Source organism: Xanthomonas cannabis (assembly GCF_040616535.1).
In the GTDB taxonomy this organism is placed as follows: Bacteria; Pseudomonadota; Gammaproteobacteria; order Xanthomonadales; family Xanthomonadaceae; genus Xanthomonas; species Xanthomonas cannabis.
This window is the reverse complement of record NZ_CP136580.1, coordinates 3,586,373-3,603,655: the sequence shown is the minus strand read 5'-3', so window position 1 is coordinate 3,603,655 and position 17,283 is coordinate 3,586,373. Positions and strand designations below refer to the sequence as shown.

Genomic DNA, 17,283 nt, shown 5'->3' with positions numbered 1-17,283 from the left:
CGCGTCAACGATTGCAGGCCGCCATGCGAAGGCTTCACGCAGATCTCTAGTCGGCATCCAGCTCCGGGTAGTGGCGGAAGATGCCGTTGGTGTTGAACGCCACACGGCGCTCGGAGGCCAGATAGGCCGCAATCCGCGGCCGTTCGGCCACGCGCTGCTGCAGGGCCTTGAGGCCAGGCAGGTCCTTGGCAAGCGTCGCCATGCGCCTGGGGAACATGTAGTCCAGCCCGCTGACCAGCTGAAACAACGACAGATCCACGTACGAGTGCACCCCCAGCGCATGCGCGCCACCGGCGTGTTGCAGCACCTGCTCGAAATAGCCCAGAAACTTGGGCAGCCGGTTCTCGCGCAGGTCCGCAGCGCGCTTGGCCGCTTCGGCTTTCTGGTCTTCGTAGTACAGCCCGACGCCGATCGGGTGATGGGTGTCGTGCACTTCGGCCACCAGGTCGGCAATGGTCATCTGCAGTTGCAGCGCCTGCAGCCGTTGGGCCTCGGCCTCGGGCACCAACTGCAGCTGTGGCCCCAGGAAATGCAGGATCGCTGCCACCTGTGCCACCACGACATCGCCCGCACGCAGGAAGGGCGGTGCGAACGGCTGTGCACCGTCCTGCCGACCCTGCAGGAACGCTGTCATGGCCTCGTCGCCGTCGACGCGCGCCACATCGGTGTAACGGGCGCCTGCATCCTCCAACGCCAGACGGACGAATTCGCCGCGTCCCTGCAGGCCGGTCCAGTAGTAGAGCTGATAGTGCATGCGCTGCTCCGCGTTCGAATGGCGCTGCAGCCTACGCAATGCGCGGCTAGTCGGGCGTGACCGCAGCGTCAGCGGGCTGTGACCCGGCCACAGCCGCCGGCTGCGCCAGCAGCCACGCCAGCTTGCGCGCACGCGGCTGACGCTTGAGCGCGCACTCCGCGCGCGAGGCGCTGCTGCGGTCCGGGTAGCGGTGGCTGGCCATGATCTGCAGTGGCGGATTGGCGCGCGTGTAGCACGCGCCGGTGCCTTGCGCATGCGCCTGGAAACGCCGCTCCAGATCATTGGTGATCCCGGCGTAATAGCTGCCGTTGCGGCACAGCAGCAGATACAGATACCAGGGCTTGGGTGCATCCATGGCCGCATTATCGCCGCTGGCCGGCGCCTGCACAGCGTCAGCGCACCGACGGTGGCGGTGCGGGCCGGCGCCGACCACGCAACGCGCGAGTGAATAACCACCTAAACATTGGTTATTTGACGCTCGCGGCGCCGGCAAACAGCATGCCCTACTGCCATGCGCGGTCCGGCCGGCTTGGCGACAGAACGCCAAGCGACGCGCGCACAACCGGCCGCAACGCGCTCGGAATACGCCATATCGCCCACCCACAAGGACCTCCATGCCTGTGCAACACCGGATCCCCGCCGGGATCGCTTCTGCTTCAAGGTGGTTGGCTACCCCGCAACGATTGGCATGGAGCCTGGCGTTGGCGTGTGCGCCGGCCATGGCGGATGAAGTAGGTGAACCCGCGACGCCGGCGGGCGCGGCGCAGACGCTCGGTGCAGTGACGGTCACGGCCACACGGCGCGAAACCACCTTGCAGCAGGTGCCGGTGGCGGTGTCGGTGGTGCAGGGCGAGACGCTGGAGCGCGAGAACCGCAACAGCGTGGCGGACCTGCCGGCACTGGTGCCCAGCCTGACCTTCCGCACCGGCGCGTCGAACAAGGACACCTCGTTGTTCCTGCGCGGGGTGGGCACCATTTCCACTTCGCCGGGCGTGGAGCCCAGCGTGGCCACGGTGATCGATGGCGTGGTGCTGGGCAGGCCCGGGCAGGCCACGCTGGATCTGCTCGATGTCGAACGCATCGAGGTGCTGCGCGGGCCGCAGGGCACCCTGTTCGGCAAGAACGCTTCGGCCGGGGTGCTCAACATCGTCAGCAAGCCGGCGCCGGAGACAGTTGGCGGCTATGTGGATTACTCGCACTTTGGTGGCGGCGACGAAGACCGCGTGCGTGCCAGCATCGGGGGCGCGTTGCTGCCGGAGGTGCTCAAGGCCAGCGTGTCGGCGTTGTGGGCCGAGTACGGCGGCAACGTGCGCAACGTGGCCGATGGGCAGACCGTCAATGGCTACCGACGCGCCGGTGCACGGCTGCGGCTGGATCTCACCCCCACGCCCGACTTCACGGCGACCCTGTTGGCCGATTACCTGCAGTCCCACAGCGATGCGCCCAGCGGGGTAGTGGTGGCAAGCACGCGTGCCGACTTTGCCGCCGCCCTGGCGCCGGTGCGGGCCGGGGCCGACAACCGGCAGATCAACAGCGATTTCCCCACGTCTCTGGACGACATCAACAAGGGCGCCTCGCTGCAGCTGGATCAGCACATCGGCGAGCTGGTGCTGACCTCGATCAGCGCATGGCGGCAATGGGACAACACGCAATTCCAGGATGGCGACCGCACCGCCCAGCGCAGTGCGGCGTTTCCCGCATCGCATGACCGGGGCGATCTGGGCTACACGCAGTACTCGCAGGAACTGCGCGTACAGACCCCGCGCGACCGCGCCGTGGAGGCGGTGGCCGGGCTGTATTACCTGCACGCGCGCAGTGATGAAACCTATCGCCGCACCGTCACCTCGCCCACTGCCAGCACGGTCGGCGTGGCCGACTACGCCACCCGTGCGCAGACCTATGCCGCGTTCGGCGAAGCCACCTGGCATTGGCGCCCGGATCTGCGCGCCTTGCTGGGTGTGCGCTTCACCCGCGACACGCTGGACTATGACCATCGGCGCGTGTCCACCTCCGCAACGGCGGTCACCGGCATCCAGCCGGCCACTGCAAGCAGCGGCAGCACCGCAGAAAACGGCGTCTCCGGTCGCACCGGCCTGCAATACGACTTCGATGCGCGCACCACCGGCTACCTCACCTATTCGCGCGGCTACAAGGGCCCGGCCTACAACGTGTTCTTCAACATGCAGCCGCGCGACACGCCGGCACTGAAGCCGGAAACCTCCAACGCCTGGGAGCTGGGTTTGAAGGCGCGCGCCCTGGATGACCGGCTGAGTGCAAACGTGGCGTTGTTTCATACCGAATACGCCAATTACCAGGCCAACTTCTTCGACACCGTGGCCGGGCAGGTGGTGACGCGGCTGATCAACGCCGGGCAGGTGCGCACGCAGGGCCTGGAGCTGGATCTGGACTACCGCCCGACCGAGCGGCTCAGCCTGGCCGCCTCGCTGGCCTATACGCAGGCACGCATCCAGCGCTTTGCCTGCCCGGCAGCGGCTGCGGCCAATTGCAATGTCGATGGCCGGCCGCTGCCGTTTTCGCCCGACTGGAAGGGGAATCTGCGCGCAGGTTATCGCCTGCCGCTGCATGGCAGCCTGGCGCTCGAATTCAACGGCGATGTGAGCTGGCAGGACAGCGTGCAGTACGACCTCAGCCAGACTCCGCAGACCATCCAGGGACCGTATGCGATCTGGAACGCCAGCATTGCGCTGGCCGACGATGCGCACGGCTGGCGGGTGGCGGTGCTGGGACGCAATCTCGGCGATCGGTCGTACGCGCCACTGCTGGCCAACGCCACCGGCAATGTCTATCGATTGGTACCGCGCGACGATCAGCGTTACCTGGGCCTGCAAGTGCGCAAGGATTTTTGACGATGGGTTTGAACGTGACGGTGAGTTGCGACACGTGCGGCGGTCCACGATGAGTGCGCCACGTCAGCTGTCGCTGGGTGCGTTCCTGATGGCCACCGGTCACCACGTGGCGGCGTGGCGGCATCCGCAGGTCAATGCGCAGACGCTGGATTTTGCGCAATATCGCGAGATGGTGCGCATTGCCGAAGCCGCCAAGTTCGACGCGGTGTTCGTCGCCGACAGCCTGGCCGCAGCCGGCGGGCCGGTCGCTCCGCAGATGGCGCGCTCCAGCCTGTTCGAGCCGCTGACCCTGCTTAGCGCGCTGGCAGCGGTGAGCGAGCGCATCGGCCTGATCGCCACCATGACCACCAGCTACAACGAGCCGTATCACGTGGCGCGCAAGTTCGCCTCGCTGGATCATCTCTCCGGCGGGCGTGCCGGCTGGAACCTGGTCACCTCCGATGCCGCCGACGAGGCGCTCAATTTCAATCGCGATGCGCATTACGTGCATGCCGAGCGCTATGCGCGGGCGCGCGAGTTCCAGCAGGTGGTGGCCGGGCTGTGGGACAGCTGGGACGACGATGCCTTCATCGCCGACAAGGCGGCCGGCCTGCATCACGACCCGGCGCGTGCGCATGTGCTGGACCACCGCGGCACGCACTTCCAGGTGCGTGGCCCGCTCAATATTGCGCGTGCGCCGCAGGGCCACCCGGTGCTGGTGCAGGCCGGCTCGTCCGAGCCAGGGCGTGCGCTGGCAGCCGAGACCGCCGAGGTGGTGTTCACCGCGCAATCGTCGCTGGCCAAGGCGCAGGCGTTCTATGCCGACATCAAGGGACGACTGGAACAGTTCGGCCGCACGCGCGATGCGCTGAAGGTGCTGCCGGGCGTGTTCATCGTGGTGGGGCAAAGCCAGGCCGAGGCGCAAGAAAAATTCGAGCAGTTCCAGGACCTGGTGGAGCCGCAGGTCGGCATCGCGCTGCTGTCGCGGATGCTGGGCAACTTCGACCTGTCCGGCTATCCGGCCGATGGTCCGCTGCCGGAATTGCCGCTCACCGAAACCGGCCAGCGCAGCCGCCAGCAATTGTTCACCGAGCTGGCCGGGCAGGAACAGCTGAGCATCGCCCAGCTTGGCCGGCGCATCGCCGGCGGGCGCGGCCACTACAGCCTGATCGGCACGCCCACGCAGATTGCCGACGAGTTGCAGGCCTGGTTCGAACAGGGCGCGGCAGACGGGTTCAACGTGCTGGTGCCGCATCTGCCCGGCGGCCTGGCTGATGTGGCCACGCACGTGGTGCCGGAGCTGCAGCGACGTGGACTGTTCCGGCGTGAATATGCCGGGCGCACGCTGCGCGATCATCTGGGGCTGGCACGCCCCGCCAATCGCTTCAGCGCTCGCTGATCAACCGGAACCACTCATGACCTATCTCGCACATCCCGACCGTTACGACCGTATCGCCTACCGCCGCGTCGGCCGCAGCGGCCTGGTGTTGCCGGCTCTGTCGCTGGGCCTGTGGCACAACTTCGGCGACAGCACGCCGATCGACACCCAGCGCGCATTGCTGCGCACCGCGTTCGACCTGGGCATCACCCACTTCGATCTGGCCAACAACTACGGCCCGCCGTACGGCAGCGCGGAGATCAACTTCGGCCGGCTGCTACGTGAAGATTTCAGGCCGTATCGCGACGAATTGATCATTTCTACCAAGGCCGGCTGGGACATGTGGCCGGGCCCGTACGGGCAGGGCGGCAGCTCGCGCAAATATCTGCTGTCCAGCCTGGATCAAAGCCTGCAGCGGCTGGGCGTGGAGTATGTGGACATCTTCTATTCGCATCGCTTCGATGCGGACACACCGCTGGAAGAGACCGCCGGTGCGCTGGCCAGTGCGGTGCAGCAGGGCAAGGCGCTGTACGTGGGCGTGTCGTCGTATTCGGCAGCGCGCACGCGCGAGATTGCCGCGCTGCTGCGCGAGTGGAAGGTGCCGCTGCTGATCCATCAACCGGCCTACAACCTGTTCAACCGCTGGCCGGAGCAGGAGTTGCTGGACACCACCGCCGACCTCGGTGCCGGAGTGATTGCGTTTACGCCATTGGCGCAGGGCCTGCTTACCGGCAAGTATCTGGAGGGCATTCCCGAGGATGCGCGCGTCAATCGCCCCGGTGGTCAATCCTTGCGGCCCGAACACCTGTCCGACGACAACCTGCAACGCGCACGCGGCCTGGATGCCATTGCGCAGCGGCGCGGGCAGAGCCTGGCGCAGCTGGCGCTGGCCTGGGTGCTGCGCGATCCACGGGTGAGCTCGGCGCTGCTGGGTGCCAGCCGCCCGGAGCAGTTGATCGAAAACGTGGCGGCATTGCAGGCGCCTGCGTTCACCGCAGAAGAGTTGGCCGAGATCGATCGCCATGCGGTCGAAGGCGGGATCAACCTCTGGGAAAAACCCTCCACCGATTGGCAATGAGGAAGCTGCCGATGCGTCACTGCGTTTCAGCAACGACAATCGAAACGGCCACGCAGTCGTTGGCCGCGCGTGGCGGCGAAACGCAGGCCGCGGGTACGGTAGGTGCAAAGCGCTGGCTGCGTGCGGCACGCCGCCGGCTGACAGCTGCGCGCGCGGGCTGGGTGGCCGTGTGGGTGTCTGCGTTGCTGTTCGCCAGCATCGTGCTGGGGCAGCCTGCGCTTGCGGCCGAGCCGGCGCAGTTGCGCATCGGTTATCAAAAGGCGGTGTCGAGTCTGGTGCTGGCCAAGCAGCATCGCTTGCTGGAACAGCGCTTTCCCCGCACCAGGATCACCTGGGTGGAATTTCCGGCCGGACCGCAATTGCTGGAAGCCTTGAACGTGGGCAGCATCGACCTCGGCGGCGCCGGCGACATTCCGCCGTTGTTCGCGCAGGCCGCCGGGGCCGACCTGCTGTATGTAGGTTGGGTACCACCCACGCCGAAGGCCGAGACCATCCTGGTGCCGGCCAAGAGCACGCTGCGCACCGTGGCCGACCTCAAGGGCAAGCGCGTCGCGTTTCAGAAAGGCTCCAGCGCGCACAACCTGTTGTTGCGCTTGCTCGCCAAATCCGGCCTGAGCCTGCGCGACATCACGCCGTTGTATCTGTCGCCGGCCAACGCGCGTGCGGCCTTCGCGGCCGGGCAGGTGGATGCGTGGGCCATCTGGGACCCGTGGTATTCGGCCCTGACCCTGGATGGCAGTGCACGCCTGCTCGCCAACGGCGAAGGGCTGGGGCTGACCGGCGGGTTCTTCCTGTCGTCGCGCCGCTATGCAACCGCGTGGGGTCCGTTCGTGCAACAGGTGATGGTGCAACTCAACCAGGCCGATGGCCTGCTGGAGCGCGACCGCGCCGGCAGCATCAAGGTGCTGGCGCAGGTGAGCGGGCTGCCGCCTGCGGTGGTCGAGCGCACACTGGCGCACCGCCCGCCGGCCAGCGTGCAGCCGCTCAATGCGCAGGTCATCAAGGCCCAGCAAGCCACTGCCGACCTGTTCCATGCACAGCGCCTGCTGCCCAAGCGCGTGCTGGTGGCACCGGCGGTGTGGCGCGCGCCTGCGCCTGCCGCTGCACAGCCGGCGGGCAAGTGATGCGCTCGATGGCATGCACGTGTGCAATGCGGCACCGGGAACCTGCGCGCGCGCAGGTGAGCGCCCACGTGTCGGTGCAACACGCGGTAAGGCGATGCGCCGCCGCCACGGTGCTGCAATGAGCGCCCGCGCACGCCGTCTGGGCGCTGGCTTGGTGCCCTGGTTGCTGCCGCTGGCATTGCTGCTGGCATGGCAGATTGCCGCGGCCACGGGCTGGCTGCCGCAGCGCATTCTTCCTGCGCCCGATGCGGTACTGCGTGCCGCCATCACGCTCGTGCAAAGTGGTGAGCTGTGGCAGCACCTGGCCATCAGCGGTTGGCGCGCGGCGGTGGGCCTGGCCATCGGCGGCAGCATCGGCCTGGCACTGGGCCTGTTGACGGGCGTGTCGCAGGTGGCGGAACGGCTGCTCGACAGCAGCCTGCAGATGCTGCGCAACGTGCCGCATCTGGCGCTGATTCCGCTGGTGATCCTGTGGTTTGGCATCGACGAGGGTGCCAAGCTGTTTCTGGTGGCGCTGGGCACGTTCTTCCCGATCTATCTCAATACCTATCACGGCATCCGCAGCGTGGACCCGGCCTTGATCGAGATGGCGCGCAATTACGGCCTGCGTGGGCCGCAGCTGTTTGTCGATGTGCTGCTGCCCGGCGCGTTGCCCTCCATCCTGGTCGGCTTGCGCTTCGCGCTGGGGCTGATGTGGCTGACCCTGATCGTGGCCGAGACCATTTCGGCCAGTTCCGGCATCGGCTATCTGGCCACCAATGCGCGCGAGTTCCTGCAGACCGACATCGTGGTGGTGGCGATCGTGCTGTACGCGCTGCTCGGCAAGCTGGCCGACCTGGCCGCACGCGGCCTGGAAGCCTGGTGGCTGGGCTGGCATCCGGCACACCAGCAGCGTGCGCAGGTGCGCCGATGAGCGCGACCGACACCGGCCTGCCGCTGAGCCTGCGCGGCATCGGCAAGCGCTATGGCGACAGCGAGGTGCTGCGCGGCATCGATCTGCAGATCGTCCCCGGCGCCTGCGTCGCGGTGGTGGGCCGCAGCGGCTGCGGCAAGAGCACGCTGCTGCGGGTGATTGCCGGGCTGGAAGCGGCCGACAGCGGCACCGTGGAGAGCGGCGCTGCGCCGCTTGCCGCGCAGCGCGATGCAGTGCGGCTGATGTTCCAGGACGCGCGGTTGCTGCCGTGGAAGCGGGTGATCGACAACGTGGCGCTGGGGCTGGGCCGTGCCGGCCGCATGCAGGCCCAGGCCGCGCTGGATGCGGTGGGGCTGGGCACGCGTGGCGGCGACTGGCCAGCGGCGCTGTCTGGCGGCCAGCGGCAGCGCGTGGCGCTGGCGCGCGCGCTGGTGCATCGGCCACGGCTGCTGCTGCTGGACGAACCACTGGGCGCGCTGGATGCATTGACCCGTATCGAAATGCAGCAGCTGATCGTGCAGCTGTGGCGGCACTACGGCTTCACCCTGGTGCTGGTGACCCATGACGTGGCCGAAGCCTGCGCGCTGGCCGACCGCATCGTGGTGGTCGAGCAGGGTCAGGTCGGCCTGGATGTCGCGGTGCCGGTGGCGCACCCGCGTGCGCCCGGGTCACCGGCCCTGGCGGCGATCCAGGCGCAGGTACTGTCGCGCCTGCTGGGAGCTGCGCAGACCTCCGAGCAGGCGGCTGCGGCGAAGGCCGATGTGCGGCGCGACGCCACGCGTGAGGCTGCGCGACACGGAGGGGCACCGCTGCAGCGGATCGTCTAGCAGCCGGCGTCGGGCGCGAAGGCTCCGCCGCCGCGCCCTGCGCTACGCGTCCTCCCTCAACCAGCAGGCAAGAGGCTGCGGTGCGCCATCGCAACCGCACACCGGCTGCGTGCGCCGCCTGGCACTGCTGATTGGAGCCGGGCACCGGCGTCGCTGCAGCCCGGCTCCGGCACCGGCAAGCCTTGAAACCCCGCCCTGCAACCGCATCTGCACGGTATCGCCGGCGTCGCCGGCCACCCGTTCAGAGGATTTCCCATGCGGATGGACAAGCTCACCTCGCGGTTCCAGCAGGCACTGGCCGACGCGCAGTCGCTGGCCGTGGGCCGCGACCACAACATCATCGAGCCGGTGCACGTGCTGGCCGCGCTGCTCGACCAGAGCGGCGGCAGCACGCGCCCGCTGCTGTCGCAGGCCGGGGTCAACGTGCCGCTGCTGCGCGAGCGACTGGGCGAGGCGCTGGACACGCTGCCCAAGGTCTCCGGGCAGGAAGGCAACCTGTCGATCGGCAACGACCTCAATCGCCTGCTCAACCAGACCGACAAGCTGGCCCAGCAACATGGCGATGCCTTCATCGCCAGCGAGTGGTTCGTGCTGGCTGCCGCCGACGATGCCAGCCCGCTGGGCGTGGCCCTGCGCGCGGCCGGTGGCGACAAGAAGAAGATCGAAGCGGCCATCGACAAGCTGCGTGGCGGCGAAACCGTGCAATCGGAAAACGCCGAGGAACAGCGCCAGGCGCTGGAGAAATACACCATCGACCTGACTGCGCGTGCCGAAAGCGGCAAGCTCGATCCGGTGATCGGCCGCGATGAAGAGATCCGCCGCACCATCCAGGTGCTGCAGCGCCGTACCAAGAACAACCCGGTGCTGATCGGCGAACCCGGCGTGGGCAAGACCGCCATTGTCGAAGGCCTGGCCCAGCGCATCATCAACGGTGAAGTGCCCGAAGGCCTGCGCGGCAAGCGCGTGCTGTCGCTGGACATGGGCGCGCTGATCGCCGGCGCCAAATTCCGCGGCGAGTTCGAAGAGCGCCTGAAGGCGGTGCTGAGCGACCTGTCCAAGAACGAAGGCCAGATCATCCTGTTCATCGACGAGCTGCACACCATGGTGGGCGCGGGCAAGGCCGACGGCGCGATGGATGCCGGCAACATGCTCAAGCCGGCGCTGGCACGCGGCGAACTGCATTGCATCGGCGCCACCACGCTGGACGAATACCGCAAGTACATCGAAAAGGACGCGGCACTGGAGCGGCGCTTCCAGAAGGTGTTCGTGGGCGAGCCGACGGTGGAAGACACCATCGCGATCCTGCGTGGGCTGAAGGAACGCTACGCAGTGCATCATGGCGTGGAGATCACCGACCCGGCGATCGTGGCTGCGGCCACGCTGTCCAACCGCTACATCACCGATCGCCAGTTGCCGGATAAAGCCATCGACCTGATGGACGAAGCCGCATCGCGCATCCGCATGGAGATCGACTCCAAGCCGGAGGAACTCGATCGCCTGGAGCGCCGCCTGATCCAGCTCAAGATCCAGCGCGAAATGCTGAAGAAGGAAAAGGACGACGCCTCGCGTCAGCGTCTGGCTGATCTGGAAACCGACATCGACAAGCTGGAGCGCGAGTTCTCCGATCTCAACGAAGTGTGGAAATCGGAGAAGGCCGCGTTGCAGGGCACCACCAAGATCAAGGAGCAGATCGAGCACGCCAAGCTGGAATTGGAGGCCGCGCAGCGCCGCCAGGACTACGCCAAGATGAGCGAGATCCAGTACGGCGTGCTGCCGCAGCTGGAGAAGCAGATGCTGCTGGCCAACGAGGTCGAACACCACGACTTCAAGCTGGTGCAGGACCGCGTCACGGCCGAGGAAATTGCCGAAGTGGTGTCGCGCTGGACCGGCATTCCGGTCAACAAGATGCTCGAAGGCGAGCGCGACAAGTTGCTGCGCATGGAAGACGAGCTGCATCACCGCGTGGTCGGGCAAAACGAAGCGATCAAGGTCGTGTCCGACGCGGTGCGCCGCTCGCGCGCGGGTCTATCCGATCCCAATCGCCCGAGTGGCTCGTTCCTGTTCCTGGGGCCGACCGGCGTGGGCAAGACCGAGTTGTGCAAGGCGCTGGCGGACTTCCTGTTCGACAGCACCGAAGCAATGATCCGCATCGACATGAGTGAGTTCATGGAGAAGCACTCGGTCTCGCGTCTGATCGGTGCGCCCCCGGGCTATGTGGGCTATGAAGAAGGCGGCTATCTCACCGAAGCGGTGCGCCGTCGCCCGTATTCACTGATCCTGCTGGACGAGGTGGAAAAGGCGCATGCCGATGTCTTCAACATCCTGCTGCAGGTGCTCGACGATGGCCGCCTCACCGATGGGCAGGGCCGCACGGTGGACTTCCGCAATACCGTCATCGTGATGACCTCCAATCTGGGCTCGCACCAGATCCAGGAGCTGTCCGGCGACGGCAGCGCCGAGGCCTATACGCAGATGAAGGCCGCAGTGATGGGCGTGGTGCAGGCGCACTTCCGCCCGGAGTTCATCAACCGGCTGGACGACATCGTGGTGTTCCACCCGCTGGACAAGGCGCAGATCAAGTCGATCGCGCGCATCCAGTTGCATGGGCTGGAAAAACGCCTGGCCGAGCGCGGCCTCAAGCTGGATCTGGACGATCCCGCGCTGGAATTGTTGGGCAATGTCGGCTTCGACCCGGTGTATGGCGCACGCCCGCTCAAGCGCGCGATTCAGTCGCAGGTGGAAAACCCGTTGGCCCAGCAGATCCTGTCGGGGCATTACCTCAGCGGCGACACCGTGCAAGTGCGCGCTGAAGGCGGGCGGCTGGCTTTCACCAAGGGCTGAGGCGCAGCACCGGTTATGCGCGCGCATGCGCAGGGCAGGCATCTGGAGTTCGGTAAGGCTTGATTGGAGGGCGAGTCGTCCCGCAGGATGCGGGGGCGGCTCGCCTGCGGCATGCGGGCCGCTTTGGAGCCTGGCGGATTGCCGCGCTCTGCCTCCCTCGAACACCTCATCTGGCAAGGAACTTCAGATGCGTCTTGCGTATGTTCCGATCTATGTCGGCGTCGCCTTGGGATTAACAGGTGCCCTGCACGCAGCGGAAGTGCCGGATATTTTCGCCGCGCTCAAAGCCTACGAGGCCGAGGACTACGCGGGTTGTGCCCAGGTGATGGCCGCACTGCAGCGCTCCTCCGGCGAACTGCAGCAAAATGGCGAACTCCTGCGTGCAGAGTGTCTGGCGGCAGCGAAACAGACCGACGAGGCGATACGCTATCTCGAAGAGGAAATTCCACGGGGGCGCATTTCCATCGATGATCTGCGCAGCAAGGACCGGCCCGGCCTGAATCGGCTGCGAAAGACGGATGGGTGGCCTGCGCTGCTGGCGAAGGCCGACCGCATCAGTGCGCAGCAGCAGACGGCGTTGAATCTGCAATTGCGGCAGGAGCTGCTTGCGCGCGTAGAGAAGGATCAGCATGCGCAAAATGCAGCAATCACCGCTGGAGGCAAGCCAGCCGACTGGGCATCGATCGTGCCGGTGATGCGCGAAAACACCGAATGGCTCAAGCAGGTCGTCGCGACGCAGGGGTGGCCGGGACGGCGCCTGGTGGGCGAAGACGGCGCAAAAGCAGCATGGACCTTGATACAGCATTCCGACGCCGATCCAGGGTTTCAGGCGCAGGTGCTGGCATTGATGGAAGCGGCGCTTGCCAGGCAGGATGTGGCGCCTGACGATGTGGCGCTACTCACCGATCGTGTCTTGCGCGCGCAAGGGAAGCCGCAGCGCTACGGCACCCAGTTTCAGACGGGTGCGGATGGCTACATGTCGCTGCAGCCCACTGAGGACGAAGCGGGCCTGGATGCGCGTCGCCGTAGCATGGGGCTCCCTCCCATGCATCAGTACAAAGAGATGTTGCGCGACGTTTACCATCAGCCGGTGCGGTGAGCGATGGTTGAGGGGCGTCGGGTTGCCAGCAGCGACGGCGGGCGCGCGTGCGCCTCTGCACGACCTGATCGTTGGCGATGTCGTCATTGCCGGCTGTCATGAGGTGCGGGTCGGCGGCCGGGTATCGTCGGGCTCCTTGTCCAGCAGCGAGCCGTGCCATGACCGATCCGCAGTGGAAGCCTGAAACCATCGCCGTGCATGGCGGGTATCGCCCCGACCCGACCACGCGCGCGGTGGCGGTGCCGATCTATCAGACGGTGGCGTATGCGTTCGACGATACCCAGCATGGCGCGGACCTGTTCGACCTGAAGGTGCAGGGCAACATCTACAGCCGCATCATGAACCCCACCAACGACGTGCTGGAGCAGCGCGTGGCCGCGCTGGAAGGCGGCATCGGCGCCTTGGCGCTGGCATCGGGGCAGGCCGCGGTGACGTATGCGATCCAGACCATCGCCGAGGCCGGCGACAATATCGTGTCCTCCAGCGCCTTGTATGGCGGCACCTACAACCTGTTCGCGCATACGCTGCCGCAGTTCGGCATCAGTACGCGCTTTGCCGACTATCGCGACCCGCAGGCGTTCGCCGGCTTGATCGACGAACGCACCAAGGCGGTGTTCGTCGAGTCGATCGGCAATCCGCGCGGCAACATCACCGATATCGAAGCGGTGGCGGCCGTGGCGCATGCGCACGGCGTGCCGTTGATCGTGGACAACACCGTCGCCACGCCGTCGCTGCTGCGGCCGATCGACTTCGGTGCCGACATCGTGGTGCATTCGCTGACCAAGTATCTAGGCGGGCACGGCAACAGCATCGGTGGGGCGATCGTGGACAGCGGGCGCTTTCCGTGGGCGGCGCACAAGGCACGCTTTCCGCGCCTCAACGAGCCGGACGTGAGTTATCACGGCGTGGTGTATACCGAGGCCTTGGGCGAGGCAGCGTATATCGGGCGTGCGCGCGTGGTGCCATTGCGCAATACCGGTGCGGCGCTGTCGCCGTTCAATGCGTTCTTGATCTTGCAAGGTATCGAAACATTGCCGCTGCGCATGGAGCGCATCAACGCCAATACCTTGGCCATTGCGAGGTATCTGCAGCACCACGCACGCGTTGCCTGGGTCAACTATGCCGCGCTGCCGGATCACCCCGAGCATGCACTGGCGCAGAAATATCTGGGCGGCCACGGGTCCGGCGTGCTCACGTTTGGTCTGCCCGGCGGGCGTGCGGCCGGCGCGCGTTTCCTGGATGCGCTGCAGCTGTTTACCCGGCTGGTGAATATCGGCGATGCCAAGTCGCTGGCGACGCACCCGGCGTCCACCACGCACCGCCAGCTGGGCCCGGCCGAGCTGGAGCATGCCGGGGTGAGTGAAGACACCGTGCGGCTGTCGATCGGCATCGAGCATATCGATGACTTGCTGGCGGATCTGGAGCAGGCGCTGCAGGGGGCGTGAGGTTTAGCCAGTCTCCTGCGGGAGAGGGGTTGGGGTGAGGGTGCGGTAGGTCTGCAATGCAGCAGTCGACGTCGAACGGCGCCATCGACTCGCAATCGCGCCCTCATCCGCCCCTTCGGGGCACCTTCTCCCGATGGGAGAAGGACAGGTTGAGCCCTTCTCCCCATGAAGGAGGACAATGTCCCCGATGGGAGAAGGAAGCGGTCATTCACCGCCCAGCGCGTGGAGACGCGCTTGGCTTGGCCGGTGGTCGCAGACCTCTGAGGCGCCTGCTACCATGCGCGCCCCTGAGGTGACTGCCGCAGTTGCGGTGGTTTAAACGGGAATCCGGTGCGCGGCTCGCCTTGGGCGGGGCGCAATTCCGGAGCTGCCCCCGCAACGGTGGGCGAGATAAGGGTCTGCACGTCACGCCACTGTGCTTGCATGGGAAGGCGCAGGCCTGGGAAGCGTCCGCTTCCACTCGCGAGCCCGGAGACCGGCCTGAGGGACAAGACCCGGCACGCGGTGGGCGTGGCCTTGATCGTCTGGCGCTGCGGCGTTGGGCGCCTGGCCCGTTGCTGTCTGCCGCCCCCATTGCCCCCCGCGCGGGTAGGCGCGGTTCCAGGAGCAGCAGTCGATGTCCGTTTCTTCCGTTTTGCCGACCCGCGCCGTGCTGGCCGTGGGGCTGTCGCTGTGCATGACCAACCTGGCCCGGGCAGAGGCCGCCGTCGATCTCGACGAAGTCGTGGTCACCGCCTCGCGCACCGCGCAGACCCAGGACCAGACACTGGCGCCGGTCACGGTGATCGACCGCGCGCAGATCGAGCGTCGCCAGGTCACCGCATTGCAGGATCTGCTGCGTGGCGAAGCCGGGGTGTCGCTGGCCAACAACGGCGGTCCGGGCAAGCCGACCTCGCTGTTCCTGCGTGGCACCGAATCCGACCAGGTGGTGGTGCTGATCGATGGCGTGCGCATCGGCTCGGCCACCTCCGGTGGGGCGGCCCTGCAGGACCTGCCGATCGAACAGATCGAACGCATCGAGATCGTGCGTGGCCCGTTTTCCAGCCTGTATGGTTCCGAAGCGCTGGGCGGGGTGATCCAGATCTTCACCCGTCGCCCGCAGGGCAGCTTCGTGCCGATGCTCAGCGTGGCTGCCGGCAGCAACAACGCGCGCCGCTACGGTGCCGGCCTGGCCGGGCGGAGCGAGGGCGATCTGGGCGAGGCCGGCGGCTGGTACTCGGTCAACGCAGTGCATGACGAAACCGACGGCATCAATGCGTATCTGGACACCAGTTCCAGCGCCTACGACCCGGATCGCGATGGGTGTCGCAACGATTCGTTGAGTGCACAAGGCGGCTGGCGCTTCAACCGGCAGTGGGATGCCGACGTGCACGCGTTGCGTGCGCAGAGCCGTAACGACTACGACGGCTCTGTCTTTGGCGGCAACCTGTCCAAGGGCGTGCAGCAGGCGGTCGGTGGCCGTGTGCGTTACGCACCCACCGATGCGCTCAAGTTCACCGCCAGCGTCGGCGGCAGTTCCGACTTCAGCGATGCGTATTACGACGGTGCGTACGTGTCCACTTACGACACCCGCCGCAAGCAGGGCTCGTTGCAGGCCGACATCACCACGGCACCGGGCCTGTTGACGGTCGGCTTTGACTGGCAGCGCGACGCCATCGCCAGCAGCGACAACTACGACGCCGACAGCCGCATCGACCGCGCGGCATTTGCGCAGTGGCAGCAGAGCTTCGGTGCGCAGTCGGTGCAGGCCAGCCTGCGTCGCAACGACAACAGCCAGTTCGGCGGCAAGACCACCGGCAGCCTGCTGTGGGGTTGGGACTTTGCCGAGCACCTGCGCCTGACCGCCAGCTACGGCACCGCATTCAAGGCGCCCACCTTCAATGAGCTGTACTACCCGGACTTCGGTAACCCGTTGCTCGGGCCGGAGACGTCCAACAGTGCGGAGCTTGGGCTGCGGGGGCGCTACGACTGGGGCACCTGGACGCTCAGCGCCTTCCAGACCCGCATCAGCGACCTAATCGCCTATGACGCCTCGCTGGTGGATGCCGCCCACCCCTTTGGCCAGCCGAACAATATCGACAAGGCGCGCATCCGTGGCGCCGAAGCCGGTTACGAGACCGCGCTGGCTGGCTGGACGCTGCGTAGCGCGCTGACCTGGCTGGCGCCGCAGGCCGATGGCGAGGTCGGGCACGGCAACTGGCTGCCGCGTCGCGCCCGCCAGAGTGGGCGCATCGATGCCGACCGCACCGTCGGCGCGTTCGGCGTGGGCGCAAGCCTGTTCGGCTCGGGCAAGCGCTTCGATGACCTGGCCAACACAGAGCGCCTGGCCGGTTACGGTCTGCTGGACCTGCGCATGAGTTATGCGATCAACACGGACTGGAAGGTGCAGTTCACCGCCAACAACGTGTTCGACCGCCGCTACGAAACCGCGCGCTGGTATGCGCAGCCCGGGCGGAATTACCTGCTCACCTTCCGCTACCAGCCAGCGCAATAACGCGACCTTTCGTCGCGCGAAGGCGGGTTGCGCTGCGGCGGGTCCCGACGGTCCGCAGGCGCTGGCCGCTTTGCCGGGTTGGGGATTGGTTGTGCTGCGTCCCCCGGGCTCATGCCGCGCTGCATGGCGGCTCGCTCGCCCGTCCGGGTGACGCGCTGCAACGCCTCCGGAGACCGCCGCCCTGACGTAGCCCGCCCGCCATGACCCAGGAAGCGCCGGTTGGTCCTGGAATCACGCGCTCGGGAAAGCGCTGGCCGATGCGTTGCCGGCACCGCGTCCGATCCTGCGAGGTACATGGCCACCGCGCAGGCCTTCGAAGCGGCGATGCAGCACCGGCATCGCGTGTCACCGCGGTTGGCGCCCATTGCGGGGGTGCTGCATGGAAGCGCCCATCACGCTGGACGGCACCTTGCGGGCAGTGGCCGTGCCTGGGCACGGCCCGTTGGTCGACTGATCTATGGCTGCGAGCCGTTGCCGCAGCCAC

The 17,283-nt window shown here is 66.9% G+C and carries 12 protein-coding genes and 1 riboswitch; of the genes, 10 read left to right on the top strand and 2 right to left on the bottom strand.

Annotation, left to right across the window (positions count from 1 at the left end):
- Positions 1-46: 46 nt before the first annotated feature.
- Positions 47-754 carry a glutathione S-transferase gene (locus RZV17_RS15275; protein WP_166749147.1) on the bottom strand — a complete coding sequence of 236 codons (708 nt, stop codon included), beginning with the start codon at positions 752-754 and terminating at the stop codon, positions 47-49.
- A 46-nt stretch (positions 755-800) separates the two neighbouring features.
- Positions 801-1,109 (bottom strand): GIY-YIG nuclease family protein, encoded by a 309-nt coding sequence (locus tag RZV17_RS15270; RefSeq protein ID WP_355604692.1) that lies wholly within the window; start codon positions 1,107-1,109, stop codon positions 801-803.
- Between the two features lie 364 nt (positions 1,110-1,473).
- Here RZV17_RS15270 and RZV17_RS15265 point away from each other — a divergent pair, with 364 nt between their 5' ends.
- From RZV17_RS15265 to btuB, 10 genes are all read left to right on the top strand, one after another.
- On the top strand, positions 1,474-3,621 hold the full coding sequence (locus RZV17_RS15265; RefSeq protein WP_166744855.1) for a TonB-dependent receptor: 2,148 nt from the start codon (positions 1,474-1,476) through the stop codon (positions 3,619-3,621).
- A gap of 49 nt (positions 3,622-3,670) precedes the next feature.
- Positions 3,671-4,999 carry an LLM class flavin-dependent oxidoreductase gene (locus tag RZV17_RS15260; RefSeq protein ID WP_355604687.1) on the top strand — a complete coding sequence of 443 codons (1,329 nt, stop codon included), beginning with the start codon at positions 3,671-3,673 and terminating at the stop codon, positions 4,997-4,999.
- Positions 5,000-5,015: 16 nt separating this feature from the next.
- On the top strand, positions 5,016-6,056 hold the full coding sequence (gene mgrA, locus RZV17_RS15255) for an L-glyceraldehyde 3-phosphate reductase (RefSeq protein ID WP_355604684.1): 1,041 nt from the start codon (positions 5,016-5,018) through the stop codon (positions 6,054-6,056).
- 11 nt (positions 6,057-6,067) lie between these two features.
- Positions 6,068-7,180 (top strand): aliphatic sulfonate ABC transporter substrate-binding protein, encoded by a 1,113-nt coding sequence (locus tag RZV17_RS15250; RefSeq protein WP_355609412.1) that lies wholly within the window; start codon positions 6,068-6,070, stop codon positions 7,178-7,180.
- Between the two features lie 118 nt (positions 7,181-7,298).
- Positions 7,299-8,093 (top strand): aliphatic sulfonate ABC transporter permease SsuC, encoded by a 795-nt coding sequence (ssuC, locus tag RZV17_RS15245; protein ID WP_039563706.1) that lies wholly within the window; start codon positions 7,299-7,301, stop codon positions 8,091-8,093.
- The gene (locus RZV17_RS15240) at positions 8,090-8,920 is read left to right on the top strand and encodes an ATP-binding cassette domain-containing protein (RefSeq protein ID WP_355604680.1); all 831 of its coding nucleotides are present in this window, start codon (positions 8,090-8,092) and stop codon (positions 8,918-8,920) included. The genes ssuC and RZV17_RS15240 overlap by 4 nt, the downstream gene beginning before the upstream one ends.
- A gap of 255 nt (positions 8,921-9,175) precedes the next feature.
- A complete protein-coding gene (gene clpB, locus RZV17_RS15235; RefSeq protein WP_166752010.1) occupies positions 9,176-11,761 on the top strand; it encodes an ATP-dependent chaperone ClpB in 2,586 nt (861 codons plus the stop codon).
- A gap of 187 nt (positions 11,762-11,948) precedes the next feature.
- Positions 11,949-12,860 (top strand): DUF6624 domain-containing protein, encoded by a 912-nt coding sequence (locus RZV17_RS15230; protein WP_355604676.1) that lies wholly within the window; start codon positions 11,949-11,951, stop codon positions 12,858-12,860.
- A 158-nt stretch (positions 12,861-13,018) separates the two neighbouring features.
- Positions 13,019-14,305 (top strand): O-acetylhomoserine aminocarboxypropyltransferase/cysteine synthase family protein, encoded by a 1,287-nt coding sequence (locus RZV17_RS15225; protein WP_104579905.1) that lies wholly within the window; start codon positions 13,019-13,021, stop codon positions 14,303-14,305.
- A gap of 273 nt (positions 14,306-14,578) precedes the next feature.
- A riboswitch (cobalamin riboswitch) is annotated at positions 14,579-14,804 on the top strand.
- A 117-nt stretch (positions 14,805-14,921) separates the two neighbouring features.
- Complete coding sequence (btuB, locus tag RZV17_RS15220) at positions 14,922-16,799, top strand: TonB-dependent vitamin B12 receptor (RefSeq protein ID WP_355604672.1); 1,878 nt, start codon at positions 14,922-14,924, stop codon at positions 16,797-16,799.
- The last annotated feature ends 484 nt before the right edge of the window (positions 16,800-17,283 follow it).

Excerpts from the sequence above, each read along its gene's own strand:
- RZV17_RS15225 (WP_104579905.1), top strand. The coding sequence starts at position 13,019 with ATGACCGATCCGCAGTGGAAGCCTGAAACCATCGCCGTGCATGGCGGG.
- RZV17_RS15230 (WP_355604676.1), top strand. The coding sequence starts at position 11,949 with ATGCGTCTTGCGTATGTTCCGATCTATGTCGGCGTCGCCTTGGGATTA.
- RZV17_RS15275 (WP_166749147.1), bottom strand. The coding sequence starts at position 754 with ATGCACTATCAGCTCTACTACTGGACCGGCCTGCAGGGACGCGGCGAA.
- RZV17_RS15250 (WP_355609412.1), top strand. The coding sequence starts at position 6,068 with ATGCGTCACTGCGTTTCAGCAACGACAATCGAAACGGCCACGCAGTCG.
- clpB (WP_166752010.1), top strand. The coding sequence starts at position 9,176 with ATGCGGATGGACAAGCTCACCTCGCGGTTCCAGCAGGCACTGGCCGAC.
- RZV17_RS15265 (WP_166744855.1), top strand. The coding sequence starts at position 1,474 with ATGGCGGATGAAGTAGGTGAACCCGCGACGCCGGCGGGCGCGGCGCAG.
- btuB (WP_355604672.1), top strand. The coding sequence starts at position 14,922 with ATGTCCGTTTCTTCCGTTTTGCCGACCCGCGCCGTGCTGGCCGTGGGG.
- RZV17_RS15270 (WP_355604692.1), bottom strand. The coding sequence starts at position 1,109 with ATGGATGCACCCAAGCCCTGGTATCTGTATCTGCTGCTGTGCCGCAAC.
- ssuC (WP_039563706.1), top strand. The coding sequence starts at position 7,299 with ATGAGCGCCCGCGCACGCCGTCTGGGCGCTGGCTTGGTGCCCTGGTTG.
- RZV17_RS15240 (WP_355604680.1), top strand. The coding sequence starts at position 8,090 with ATGAGCGCGACCGACACCGGCCTGCCGCTGAGCCTGCGCGGCATCGGC.
- mgrA (WP_355604684.1), top strand. The coding sequence starts at position 5,016 with ATGACCTATCTCGCACATCCCGACCGTTACGACCGTATCGCCTACCGC.
- RZV17_RS15260 (WP_355604687.1), top strand. The coding sequence starts at position 3,671 with ATGAGTGCGCCACGTCAGCTGTCGCTGGGTGCGTTCCTGATGGCCACC.